Raw genomic sequence first — 12,373 nt, forward strand, 5'->3', positions numbered from 1 at the left:
GACCAGAGATTTTATAGACAAAAGCGGCGGGTGTTTTCTGACAATAAATTCAGAAAACACCCGCCGCTTTTATGTTTTAAGCAAATAGCGCCAGAGGTTTTAGTCCTCGTAGCGGTGCACCTGCAGAATACGGAAGCCCTTCGAAGTCGTATAGCGCGACACCTCAAACTCGCCGGGGTGCAGCTCCTCAAGCTGCGCGTCCATCCACTTCTGCAAAGAATCGGAGCCCAGGTTCTTCTGAACCACCAGGTAGGCGTCACCACCGGGCGCCAGGCGCGGCAGCCAGGTCAGCAGGATCTCGTGCAGAACCTCCTTGCCCACGCGAATCGGCGGGTTCGACCAGATGGTGTCAAAACGCAGTTCGGGGTCAACCGATTCGGGGGTTCCCACGGTGACGTTGGACAGGCCGAGAGCGGCGGCGTTGCGTTCGGTCAGGCTAATGGAGCGGGAGTTCACGTCCACCGCGTGCACCTGCGCCTGCGGTGCGAGCATCGCCAAAGTCAGGGTGATGGGGCCCCAACCGCAGCCGATGTCGAGCATGCGTGTACCCTGCGGGTCGGGTGCTTCCTGCAGCAAAATAGCGGTGCCCTTATCAATACCGGAGGGGCTGAAAATGCCGTTAGCTGTGGTGACGGTGACCTTGCGGCCGGCAAGCTCCACCTGCACCGGGCGGGGCTTGAATTCGGTCTCGGGGGTTTCAGAGAAATAATGCTGCTCGCTCATGCTATCCAGTGTACCGGTAGGGCAAGAACCCGCCGCACACGGGCAGAGTATGCACGGGGCGGGTCGGCAGCTTGCACGCCCTGAGCGCACAGACGACCGAACCCCCTACCTGATGCGGGCAACGGCGGTAGAATTAGAGTCGTATGAATTCTAAGAACATCCCCGTATCTGATACCGAAAAGCTGCCCAGCGATGAGCAGCTGCGCCGCACCGTAGACCGCGTTCTGGGCCGCTCCCAGGCGGCCGCCTCCGTCACGACGTATGACGCCGCCGGTACCGCGCATCACAGCGATAACTCCTCCAGCGCTCACAGCAACAATAGCCGCCGTGTGCTGGATACTCGCGCGCGCGAAATTTCTGACGTTCAGCGCGAACACTCCGAATATGACGGTGACCAGGAAGACCTCGCTGAGCGCCGCGCACTGCGCCGTATCGCGAACCTCTCCACCGAACTTGAAGACGTCACCGAGGTCGAGTACCGCCAGCTGCGCCTGGAACGCGTGGTGCTGGCTGGTCTGTGGACTGAAGGCACCGTAGAGGACGCAGAGAACTCCCTGCGTGAGCTCGCGGCACTGGCTGAAACCGCAGGTTCCGAGGTTCTGGACGGCCTGGTTCAGCGCCGCCTCAAGCCGGACCCCGGCACCTTCCTCGGCTCAGGTAAGGCGCTGGAACTCAAGGACATTGTGGAGGCGACCGGCGCTGACACCGTGATCGTCGACTCCGAACTGGCTCCCTCGCAGCGTCGTGCCCTCGAAGACATCGTGAAGGTCAAGGTCATTGACCGCACCGCCCTGATTCTCGACATTTTCGCTCAGCACGCTAAGTCCCGCGAGGGTAAGGCACAGGTTGAGCTGGCTCAGCTGGAGTACATGCTGCCGCGTCTGCGTGGTTGGGGTGCGTCCCTGTCCCGTCAGGCGGGTGGCCGTGCCGCAGCCGGTGAGGGTATCGGTTCGCGTGGTCCCGGTGAAACTAAGATTGAGATGGACCGCCGCCGCCTGCGCGCTCGCATGGCGAAGCTTAAGCGTGAGATCGCTGCGATGGCGCCGGCGCGTGAGACGAAGCGTCTGAACCGTCGCCGTAACCGCGTGCCTTCGGTGGCTATTGCCGGGTACACGAACGCGGGTAAGTCCTCCCTGCTGAACCGCCTGACCGATGCCGGCGTGCTCGTGGAGAACGCCCTGTTTGCGACGCTGGACCCGACCGTCCGTAAGGCTCAGACCCCGGACGGTATCGGCTACACCCTCTCTGACACGGTGGGTTTCGTGCGTTCGCTGCCGACCCAGCTGGTGGAGGCGTTCCGCTCCACCCTGGAAGAGGTCGCTGACGCTGACGTCATCCTGCACGTGGTGGATGCTTCGCACCCGGACCCGGAGGGGCAGATTCGTGCTGTCCGCGAGGTCATCGCGGAGGTTGACGCCCGCCATATCCCCGAGATCATTGTGCTGAATAAGGCGGATGCCGCCGACCCGTTCGTGCTGGAGCGTATGCGCCAGCGCGAGCCGGAGCACGTGATCGTTTCGGCGCGTACCGGTGAGGGCATTGAGGAGCTGAAGCAGAAGATCGCGGACACCATTCCGCGCCCCTCCATTGAGGTGAAGCTGCTGATTCCGTATTCGCACGGTGAGATTATTTCGCGCCTGCACGAGTGGGACGCCGAAATTAAGAGCACCGATTTCGTATCGGACGGCACCTTCGTGGTGGCTCTGGTCCGTGAGGATGTCGCCTCCGAACTGTCCGAGTATGTGCTGGAGGGCGACCTGCTGGAGATCCTGGAAGAGGAACTTGCGGAGGCACACGCCCTCACTGAGGCGACCGCATCTGACTCCGAGCAGCCCTCTAACTCTGAGGCTCTCTAAGGGCGGATGAGCGTGACCGAGAGCATCAACGCGCCCAAAAACACCCCGGGAACTGGGCCCGGACCGGGGACCGACGGCACCCGATTCACCGGACAGGAGCTTGAGACCCTGCCCGGTGCGAAGGATGCCCTGACCCTGCTGGATGAGGTGGTTGCCGCCACTGGCGGTCAGAATCGTGCCGGTCAGCGCACCATGGTGGCGCATGTGGCGCAGGCTCTTGAACTGCAGCGTCACCTGCTGGTCCAGGCGGGTACCGGTACCGGTAAGTCCCTGGGCTACCTGGTTCCTGCCCTGGCGAGGGTGGGGGAGTCGGACCAGCCGATTGTCGTTGCGACGGCGACCCTTGCCCTGCAGGCGCAGATCGTGAACCGCGATATTCCGCGTCTTCTACAAGCGCTGGAGCCGCGCCCGGAATCGCAGGCGCAGGTGGCTCTGCTCAAGGGCCGCAATAACTACCTCTGCGTGCACAAGCTGGAGGGCGGCTACCCGGAAGACGAGCCGGATGCTCTCTTTGACATGCCTTCTTCGACCTCCCGCGTGGGTGAGGAAGTGGTGCGCCTGCGCGAGTGGGCCGACCGCACGGAGACCGGCGACCGTGACGAGCTGAAGCCCGGCGTCTCTGACCGCGCCTGGGCTCAGGTATCGGTCAGTGCCGCCGAGTGTCTGGGCCGCCGCTGCCCGCTGGTGGAAGAGTGCTTTAGCGAGATGGCGCGTGGCCGTGCCGCTGAGGCTGACATTGTCATCACGAACCACGCCCTGCTGGCGATTAACGCTTTCGAGGGCATGAAGGTTCTGCCCGAACATGAGACGGTCATTATTGATGAGGCTCATGAGCTGGTGGACCGCGTGACCGGTGCCGTGTCTGGTTCTTTGACGGTTGCGATGGTTCGCCGTGCGGCGCGTAGCGTGAAGAAGCATTCAAAGGCTGATTCCGGCGCACTGGAAATGGCTGCCGGCACCCTGGAGACCGCGTTCGAGGGTCTTGCCGAGGGCCTGCTGAAAGGCCTGGACGGTCGCCTTTTGACCGCTATTTCTGCGGTCAATGATGCCGCCCGCACCGCCCTGTCCGATACCAAACCAGACGGGCAGGACGTTGACGCCGGCCTGCAGATGGCGCGCTCGCGTGTCTCTGAGGTACACGACATGAGTAGCCGCATTCTGGAGGCTTCGGGCGAGCAGGACGTTCTGTGGATTTCTCGTCAGGGTGGTTGGGAGAACGGCCGCTACGTGGCTGCTTCCGATACCGACCCGGCGACCCTGAACATCGCCCCCTTGAGCGTCGGTTTGCAGCTACGTGACGGTCTGTTCGCTGACCGCACCGTGATTCTGACGAGTGCGACCCTGACGGTGGGTGACTCTTTTGACGTTGCCGCCGGTGCCCTGGGACTGCAGGGCGAGGGCGCGCCGCGCTGGACGAGCATCGACGTGGGTTCGCCTTTCGACTACCGCAAGCAGGGCATCATGTACGTTGCCGGGGATTTGAAGCCTCCGGGATTCGGTGTGCACGAGGGCCAGCTGGATCGTCTGCGTGAGCTGTGCGAGGCGTCGGAGGGCGGTGCCCTGGGCCTGTTCTCCTCGAAGCGTGCCGCTGAGCGTGCCGCCGAGTACATGCGTGAGCACAGCGACCTGAACATTCTTCTGCAGGGTGAGTCTTCGCTCAAGGCTCTGGTGGAGGAGTTCAGCGAGGACGTTGACTCATGCCTGTTCGGAACGATGAGCCTGTGGCAGGGCGTGGACGTTCCCGGTGACTCTTGCCGCCTGGTGGTGATGGACCGCATCCCGTTCCCCCGCCCGGATGACCCGATTGCGCAGGCTCGTACGGAGGCGGTGAACCGTCATCGCGGTAACGGCTTTATGGCGGTTTCTGCTCACCACGCGGCGATTCGTATGGCGCAGGGCGCGGGTCGCCTGATCCGTTCGGTGTCTGACCGCGGCGTGGTGGCTGTGCTGGATTCTCGCGTGGCGACTAAACGCTACGGCGGTTTCTTGATGAAGGCGATGCCGCCGATGTGGTCGACGCAGAATAAGGCTGCGGTGACCGGCGCGTTGGCTCGTCTTTCGGCGAGTATTGAGCGTTAGCTCGGGCAAGATTCATCCCTGGCTACGCCGCCGCCCCGTTTTGGGCATATAAATTTAGACATATAGAAATCACCCCGGTGATACGTGAACGTTTACGTATCACCGGGGTGATTTCTATAGAGAGCTAAAAGCCTCGTAGCTATGTCTTTTAGAGGCTGTGTTGTTTAAAACAGCTTCTTTGAGATGCTGTGGCTGTTTAGAGCCCGCGTCTTTCAGAGACTGCATCTTCTAGAGGCTGTGGTTTTCTAGAGACTACGCAGCACGGAGACGACCTTACCCATGACGGTTGCGCGGTCACCCATAATCGGCTCGTAGTTGGAGTTGCGCGGCATGAGCCAGGTGTGGCCGTCAACCTGACGGAACACCTTTACGGTTGCTTCATCGTCGAGCAGAGCAGCAACGATATCGCCGTTGTCTGCGGTGTGCTGCTCGCGGACAACCACCCAGTCGCCGTCGCAGATTGCGGCGTCAATCATGGAATCGCCCTTGACCTTGAGCATGAAAAGCTTGCCGTTACCGACCAGCTGGCGGGGCAGGGCAAGCACATCCTCCACGGACTGCTCGGCGGTAATGGGGCCGCCCGCTGCAATTCGTCCAACCAGGGGAACGGGTACGAGGTCCTCATCGCCGACTTCGAAGTTCGGCAGCTCGGGCAGGGAAGAGGAAGCGCTACCGTGGATGCCGACGCCGTTCTCATCCAGCACCTCAATGGCGCGGGGGAGCTTGGGGTCGCGGCGAATGTAGCCCATGGTCTCGAGACGGCCGAGCTGGTGAGTGACCGAAGACAGGGACGCAAGACCCACCATGTCACCAATCTGGCGCATGGACGGCGGGTAACCCTTTTGTTCAATCTCGGTGCGGATCGCGTCAAGAATCTTCTGCTGGCGCGCGGTCAGCGCCGGACGGGGTGCTGTTGCCATTTCTTTTCCTTCGGTCTGTGCCCCGATTTCTGTATTCCGGTCTCTGCAGTCTGTTTGAGACACAGTCCGGTCGGGGCACGGATGGGTGCTTCACACGTTTTCCGATGGTGTCCTAAAAATTTTTTGGTTCTGCTGAAATTGGTCTTATCTCGTCAGGGGGTGGAGGAATTCTATCCGTGCCGGAGCGATACGCGGGCAACGAGTATGCGCCTCCGCCCTATAAAACTCAGTCAGCAGCACCTGCATTTAGATACAGAACCAAGCTGTAACGGGTACAGAAACCTGCTGTGAGTAGGACTCATCAGGAGCGTGTGGAACGTCTCTTGACACCAGTGTAGAACACTACACCGAAAAACTCAAACAAATATTCTAGATTTTTTCTTCGAAACTCGAAGAAATTTTTAGTACATCTCTGCTAGACTTTAGAACAAGAGTTCGTATATACTCTTGAATCTCTCCTGGAATTCAGGATTTACGGGTGAATGTTCGAAAAATATTCGAAGATTCAACCCGGAGTCTTTCGGGAGAGGAGAGTGAATGGGTGTTCGAATGTATTCGAATCCTCTGCCTCTCTCTTCGCATGATCTACCTTGGATGCTCTAGGGAGCATCTGGCGAAGAGAGAGCGCAGGGGATGGGGTTCCGGGGTCACCCAGTGCGACCCAGCGCAGCCCGGTGCATCCGACGCTCTGACCTAACTAGGGACTAGCTACCCAATAGTTATCGCCTAACAATCACCACTCCATAGTTATCACTCAACTAGGACCTCCGAGCGGGTATCGCTCGGCATTGCTAGACCCGCGGGGCAACCCCGGGGCGAGCTGAGAGAAAGGAACCACAATGACTACTGCAGCACCTATTGCTTCTCGTGGCACTTCTGCACACCTTCCGGCAGGTTTGGTGGTACTTCACCCCGCCCGCACTGCGTCCGCCAGCACCGTGTCGGCCCGCACCATGCAGGGGCGTTCTCGTGTGCCTGCGTCTTCGCAGTCTGTTCGCTCTTCTCGTGCGGCTCATGCGCCTCGCCCCGCTCAGGTGGGTCAGCCTACTCGTGTTCCCGCCGCTTCTGCCCCTGCTGGCTCTATTCAGGCACCGGTTCGCTCTGTAGCTTCTGGCGCGCAGACTGCTTCTGATGCGCAGACCCCTAGCGTGAAGAGTGTTCTTCTGGCTAAGGGCGGCGAGTTTCTGCGCGCGGTTCCCGCTTCTATTCGTCGTCTTGGTACTGTGCGCGGTTTCCTGAAGGGGCTGCCTCTGCTGACTTTGGCGGCGCTGATTGTGCTCGGTGCTATTAGCTTCTTTGGCCCGGCGGCTTCTGCTTCTGTGGAGAACGCTTCGGTGACTCGAACCGTCGTTGTGGTCAAGCATGGCGAGACCCTGTGGGATATTGCTCAGGCGGTGGATCCGCAGGGTGACACCCGTGATACTGTGGTTCGTATTATGGAGTTGAACTCGTTGACCAGCACCTCTGTTGATGCCGGTCAGCGTCTGGAAATTCCTCAGACTCAGCGCTAAGCATGGACACGTACGTGGTTGGCTTCTGCATGAGGTTGATGTCTTGACTCCGAACCCGCTATCTCTCAAGCTGAGCGCTTGAGTCGAATTCTTGAGCCTATGAAATAGGAGCGCACCGATGCCTGTTCCCGTTGAACCCACACTCACCGAAATTGAATCTGCACAGGAAACTGAATCTGTACAGAATGCTCAGACTGCTCGTCCTGTGGTTGCTGTTTTGGGGGAACCCGGAACTCGTGGCGCCTTGGTGAAGCTTCTTCAGGATGCGGGGGCGGACGTGATCGTAACCGCTGTGCCCGATCAGCTGCGTGAGGCTGACGGCATGGTGGTTACCGGCGGTGCGAGCTCTCTTGAGGCGTACGAAGACCTGAAAGCTAAGGACGCTGAGCGTGTGATTGGCCGCCGCGTTGCCGGTGGTCGTCCGGTGCTGGTTGCCGGTGCGGCACTGAGCTGCCTCTTTGACTCTATTATGGTGGAGCATCCGCAGATGGGGCAGGTTCAGGTGCAGGGCATGGGGGAGTGGCCCGGCGAGGGCGTGGAGCTTTCTACCCGCGAGGTAACTCCCGGTGTTGCTACTTTGCGCCCGTCCGCCGATAGTACGCTGCTCAAGGATCTTGAGGGCGAGGCTCACTTCAAATCTGAGCACGGCGTTTTTGAGTGGGCTTTTGATCAGAGCATTGAATATATTGCCCCTCCGGCGGTGACTTGGACTGTCACCGAGCCCGCCTATATCGCGGCGGTTGAGAACGGTCCGCTGACGGCGGTGCAGTTCTGCCCGGTGGGCTCTGGCGAGCTGGGGGCGGAGTTTATGCGCCGCTGGGTTGCGTCCCTGGCGGTGACCGGTCGCCTGTCTTCTGAGTCTCTGTCTTCTGGAGACTCCGCTACTGCTGCGGGAGGTAACTAATGTCTGCACCCGTTCTTGAACTTCTGCCCGCTGTTGATATTTCTGAAGGCTACGCGGTGCGCCCGGTGGGTGGCACCCTGTCCGGTGGTGAGCAGCGCCTCGACCCTGTTGAGTCGGCTCTGACCTGGGTGAAGTCTGGTGCCCGCTGGATTCACCTGGTTGACCTTGATTTGGCATTTGGTCGCGGCACGAATACTGAGGTTCTGGCTGAGGTGGTTGCCGCCGTCCGTGCAGAGAATGCCCGCGGCTCCGCTCCGGTTCGTATTCAGGTCAGCGGCGGTGTGCGCAATGCTGAGAGTCTGGAGCGTGCCCTGAGTCTGAATCCGGACCGCGTGAACGTGACCAGTGCGGCGCTGACGGATTCTTCCTGGCTTGAAGGCACTCTGGCTCGTTACGCCGATTCTGATCTTCTGGCTCTTGGTCTCGATGCCCGCTATAACCCTGAGCGGGGCTGGGTGACGGTGGCTCGCGGTACCGACTGGTCGGGCCCTGATCTGGCGGAGGCGCTGGCGTGGCTGGAGGGCGCGGGCGTGCGCCGCTATATCGTCACGGATGTGAGCAAGGACGGTTCTCTGGCGGGTCCCGGTGCGGAGCTGCTGGATGAGGTGCTGGCGCAGACTGCCTGCCGGGTGGTGGCGTCCGGTGGTGTGGCGTCGCTGGCTGATCTTGAGAAGCTGCGTTCCATGGTGCCTCATGGTTTGGAGGGTGTGGTGCTTGGCAAGGCGCTGTATGTGGGTAACTTTAGTTTTGAGCAGGCTCTTGAGGCTGCTGGCTTCCGCTAAAGCTACCGTTCCCGCTAACCCGAACGGACTTTATATATGACGAAGCCCCGTCTTCCTCAGCGTGAGGGAGACGGGGCTTCGTGATGACATAAACCAGGGGCGGTTTAGTGGACCAGCTGGTTTAGCGTGCGTCCTGGTTTAGTACACGTGCTGGTTTAGTAGACCGGGCCGGTGAGCTTTTCGCCGGGGCCCTTGCCGGGCTCGTCCGGGAAGGGGGATGCTTCACGGAATGCGAGCTGCAGGGTGCGCAGGCCGTCGCGTAGGGGCGCTGCGTGCTGGGAGCCGATTTCGGGTGCTGCGGCGGTGACGAGGCCTGCCAGTGCGGTGATAAGCTTGCGTGCTTCGTCGAGGTCCTTGAGGTCGTCGGCGTTTTCGTCTGCTGCTAGGCCGCACTTGACGGCTGCAGCGCTCATCATGTGGATGGCTGCGGAGCTGATGATTTCGATGGCGGGTACGTCTGCGATGTCGCGCAGCTGTTCGTTGACGGCTTCGACCTGCTCTTCGGTGAGTTCGGTGTGGCCGTGTACGGGGGTTTCTTCTTCCGCGGTGAAGCGGAAGTTCGTGTTTTCAGTGCTCATAGTCTTAGAATCTCATATTTCGTTTGTTTCGGTAAATGCGTCCTTAAGAGTGGGCACTTCTAGGGACTTTCTGGAGGAGTCCCCGCAATTTTTATGGTGTTTTGCGTCTATTTCCTTGCGTCTGTCGGGGATTCTGCGGTATGGTTGTAGGCAGTTTGCAAGTGGAGCATGCCTCCCACCCGGTTGACCGCCGCAGGCGTTTGTTTGCGAGTTTTGAGGTGAACGGGTTCGTCCGCCGCTTTCGGCGTACGCTGGTTTGTGCCTCCGCTTGTGTAACTGCGGGGGCTTTTTTAGTGCCCGCAACGGATAGTATTCACGGGGAAACCCACAGAGCACAGGAGCTAGTCATTAGCGAACCACGCATTAACGATCGTATCCGCGTTCCCGAGGTCCGTCTTGTCGGTCCCGGTGGCGAGCAGGTAGGCGTTGTCCCTCTGAAGGACGCTCTGCGTCTGGCTGAGGACGCCGAACTCGACCTGGTCGAGGTTGCCCCGAACGCGAAGCCGCCCGTGTGCAAGCTCATGGATTACGGTAAGTACAAGTACGAAGCCGCAATCAAGGCTCGTGAATCCCGCAAGAAGCAGGCTAATGCCGTTCTGAAGGAGATCCGTTTCCGCCTGAAGATTGATACCCACGACTACGAAACCAAGGTTGGACACGCTCGTCGTTTCCTTTCCGGTGGTGACAAGGTCAAGGCAATGATTCAGTTCCGTGGTCGTGAGCAGCAGCGCCCCGAGATGGGTGTGCGTCTGCTGGAGCGTCTGGCGGCTGAGCTGGCTGAGGTGAGCACCGTTGAGTCTCGCCCCCGTCAGGATGGCCGCAACATGGTGATGGTTCTGGCTCCGCTTCGCGGTAAGGCAGAGGCTCGCCGTGAGCAGGGCGCCGGCGGTCGCAAGGGTCGCGAGCGTATTGACACGACCAAGGCGAAGCCCGTAACTAATTCTCTGGCAGACGCTATGCCTGCTGAGTTGAAGGCACAGGCTTCCGCCGAGTAGGGAACCGGGTCGTCACTTTAGGATGGGCACGCGCCTCCACCGTTGGGTGGGTGTTGCGGGTTCACCCGGTGCCGGTTCCGAGGCACCTCGTCAGGGGTGCCTCACCTTTGGTCCTTGGGGCTGATGCGTGTATCGCTCAACCCCACTAAGCTACCCCGCTGTTGTGGCGGGGGATGAATGTAAGGAGAACGGCAGCTATGCCGAAGCAGAAGACCCACTCTGGTGCTAAGAAGCGCTTCAAGCTCACCGGTAGCGGCAAGGTTAAGCGCCAGCAGGCGAACCGTCGCCACTACCTGGAGCACAAGTCCTCTCGTCTGACCCGTCGTCTGGCTTCTGACCAGATCGTTACCGGCGGCCAGGCAAAGGTTGTCAAGAAGATGCTGGGTAAGTAAGCAACGCTTACTCTCTGCACCTGGCGCACCGATAGTGGTGCGCACTGATTAAAGACTCGCTCCTGTTCAGCGTGATATGTGAGCTGTTCAGGACATAAGACGAAGGAGACACACGTGGCACGTGTGAAGCGCGCGGTTAACGCGCACAAGAAGCGCCGTACTATTCTCGATCGTGCATCCGGCTACCGCGGTCAGCGTTCTCGCCTGTACCGTAAGGCTAAGGAGCAGGTCACTCACTCGCTGGTTTACAGCTACGACCACCGTCGTAAGAAGAAGGGTGACTTCCGTCGCCTGTGGATCCAGCGTATCAACGCTGCTTCCCGCGCACAGGGCCTGACCTACAACCGCTTCATCCAGGGCCTGAAGGCTGCTGGTGTTGAGGTTGACCGCCGTATGCTGGCTGAGCTGGCTGTTAACGAGCCCGCTGCCTTCAACGCACTGGTTGAGATTGCTAAGAACAACCTGCCCGAGGACACCTCGGCTCCCAAGGCTTAATTAGCCTAGGTTGTCTGCTTCTGCCTTGAAGATCTAGGTTCGGGGTGGGATGCTCAAGCGTCGTGAGCGGCCGTCTGCACTTTTGAGTGTGGGCGGTCGCTTTCTGCGTATCTGGGGCGCTTGTGGCTGTTGTGCTTGTGACTGTTCTGCGTTCTTTGGGTGCGTCTTTGCCTGTACCCTTTAAGAGTGAACTTTTTTGAACGTATTAGTACCCCCGTTGTGATGTCCAATCCGCAGGCTGATCGTGTGCGCGATATTGCGAAGTTGCGTACCCGTGCGGCGCGCACGAAGAAGGGCCAGTTCTTGGTGGAAGGCCCGCAGGCTGTGCGTGAGGCGTTGAAGGCGCATTTGAAGAAGCCGATTCTGGACGCGGTATATGTCACGGAGGCGGCTTTTGATCGTCATGAGGATATTGCCGAGTTGCTGGAGCAGGTCTACGGTACTCCCACTCCGGAAGAGGGCCGCCGCGTATTCATGCGCGTGGTGACCGATGAGGTGCTGGAGGCGATGGCTGATTCGGTGAGCCCGCAGGGTATTATTGCGGTTTCCTTTATGGTGGATGCGTCGTTCTCGCTGCTGTGGGGTGAGGGCGCGTTGAACCCGAAGCTGATTGCTGTGCTGTCTCGTGTGCAGGATCCGGGTAATGCGGGCACTATTCTTCGCGTGGCTGATGCGGCCGGTGCTGACTTGGTGATTACGACTAGGGGTTCGGTGGATTTGTATAACCCGAAGACGGTGCGTTCTACCGCGGGTTCGCTGTTCCATGTGCCGATTATTCAGGGCGTGCAGCTGGAGGATTTCGCGGAGGATGTGAAGTCTCAGGGTACTGCTGTGCTAGCTGCTGACGGCTATGGCGCGGTGAATCTGCAGGAGTTGAGCGAGTACACTGCGGCTCGTCGTGCCGGAGTGGAGGCGAGTGCTCCTTCCGGTGTGAAGGGTAATTTTGATCTTTCTAAGCCGACCATGTGGCTTTTCGGGAATGAAGCGCAGGGCTTGAACGCTGAAGAGAAGGCGGCCGCCACTATGCGCGTGGCTGTTCCTGTCTATGGTTCGGCTGAGTCTTTGAATGTGGGTACGGCTGCTGCTGTGTGCCTGTATGCTTCGGCGATGGCTCAGCGCGGCGTTTCTCGCTAGATTT

General features: G+C 59.9%; 12 protein-coding genes. 9 read left to right on the forward strand and 3 right to left on the reverse strand.

Annotation, left to right across the window (positions count from 1 at the left end; all coding sequences use genetic code 11):
- Nucleotides 1–99 precede the first annotated feature (99 nt).
- Nucleotides 100–723, reverse strand: a complete 624-nt coding sequence (locus tag HMPREF2928_RS03255) for a class I SAM-dependent methyltransferase (RefSeq protein WP_070687356.1) — start codon at nucleotides 721–723, stop codon at nucleotides 100–102.
- A 143-nt stretch (nucleotides 724–866) separates the two neighbouring features.
- Between HMPREF2928_RS03255 and hflX the strand changes: the two genes are divergently transcribed.
- On the forward strand, nucleotides 867–2,579 hold the full coding sequence (gene hflX / locus HMPREF2928_RS03260) for a GTPase HflX (RefSeq protein WP_049356057.1): 1,713 nt from the start codon (nucleotides 867–869) through the stop codon (nucleotides 2,577–2,579).
- Between the two features lie 6 nt (nucleotides 2,580–2,585).
- On the forward strand, nucleotides 2,586–4,658 hold the full coding sequence (locus tag HMPREF2928_RS03265; RefSeq protein ID WP_049356060.1) for an ATP-dependent DNA helicase: 2,073 nt from the start codon (nucleotides 2,586–2,588) through the stop codon (nucleotides 4,656–4,658).
- 245 nt (nucleotides 4,659–4,903) lie between these two features.
- Here the strand turns inward: HMPREF2928_RS03265 and lexA are convergent, their stop codons facing one another.
- Complete coding sequence (gene lexA, locus HMPREF2928_RS03270; protein WP_005507121.1) at nucleotides 4,904–5,578, reverse strand: transcriptional repressor LexA; 675 nt, start codon at nucleotides 5,576–5,578, stop codon at nucleotides 4,904–4,906.
- A gap of 839 nt (nucleotides 5,579–6,417) precedes the next feature.
- Here lexA and HMPREF2928_RS08940 point away from each other — a divergent pair.
- The 3 genes from HMPREF2928_RS08940 (at nucleotide 6,418) to HMPREF2928_RS03285 (ending at nucleotide 8,775) form a co-directional block, all read left to right on the forward strand.
- Nucleotides 6,418–7,089, forward strand: coding sequence for a LysM peptidoglycan-binding domain-containing protein (locus HMPREF2928_RS08940; RefSeq protein ID WP_049350156.1), 672 nt, complete (start codon nucleotides 6,418–6,420; stop codon nucleotides 7,087–7,089).
- Between the two features lie 118 nt (nucleotides 7,090–7,207).
- The gene (locus HMPREF2928_RS03280; protein ID WP_083309140.1) at nucleotides 7,208–7,993 is read left to right on the forward strand and encodes a type 1 glutamine amidotransferase family protein; all 786 of its coding nucleotides are present in this window, start codon (nucleotides 7,208–7,210) and stop codon (nucleotides 7,991–7,993) included.
- Entirely contained in the window at nucleotides 7,993–8,775 is a 783-nt protein-coding gene (locus HMPREF2928_RS03285; RefSeq protein WP_070614763.1) for a HisA/HisF-related TIM barrel protein, read from the forward strand. The genes HMPREF2928_RS03280 and HMPREF2928_RS03285 overlap by 1 nt, the downstream gene beginning before the upstream one ends.
- Before the next feature lie 155 nt (nucleotides 8,776–8,930).
- Here HMPREF2928_RS03285 and HMPREF2928_RS03290 read toward each other — a convergent pair whose 3' ends face one another.
- Nucleotides 8,931–9,353, reverse strand: coding sequence for a DUF1844 domain-containing protein (locus HMPREF2928_RS03290; RefSeq protein ID WP_005507125.1), 423 nt, complete (start codon nucleotides 9,351–9,353; stop codon nucleotides 8,931–8,933).
- Between the two features lie 293 nt (nucleotides 9,354–9,646).
- Between HMPREF2928_RS03290 and infC the strand changes: the two genes are divergently transcribed.
- From infC to HMPREF2928_RS03310, 4 genes are all read left to right on the forward strand, one after another.
- Nucleotides 9,647–10,348, forward strand: coding sequence for a translation initiation factor IF-3 (gene infC / locus HMPREF2928_RS03295; RefSeq protein WP_005507875.1), 702 nt, complete (start codon nucleotides 9,647–9,649; stop codon nucleotides 10,346–10,348).
- A gap of 197 nt (nucleotides 10,349–10,545) precedes the next feature.
- A complete protein-coding gene (gene rpmI, locus HMPREF2928_RS03300; RefSeq protein ID WP_004006287.1) occupies nucleotides 10,546–10,740 on the forward strand; it encodes a 50S ribosomal protein L35 in 195 nt (64 codons plus the stop codon).
- 114 nt (nucleotides 10,741–10,854) lie between these two features.
- Entirely contained in the window at nucleotides 10,855–11,235 is a 381-nt protein-coding gene (gene rplT / locus HMPREF2928_RS03305) for a 50S ribosomal protein L20 (RefSeq protein ID WP_005507127.1), read from the forward strand.
- 222 nt (nucleotides 11,236–11,457) lie between these two features.
- Entirely contained in the window at nucleotides 11,458–12,369 is a 912-nt protein-coding gene (locus HMPREF2928_RS03310; protein ID WP_246823552.1) for a TrmH family RNA methyltransferase, read from the forward strand.
- The last annotated feature ends 4 nt before the right edge of the window (nucleotides 12,370–12,373 follow it).

Origin of the sequence: Rothia sp. HMSC072B04, assembly GCF_001813725.1 — a bacterium.
GTDB classification, from domain to species: domain Bacteria; phylum Actinomycetota; class Actinomycetes; order Actinomycetales; family Micrococcaceae; genus Rothia; species Rothia mucilaginosa.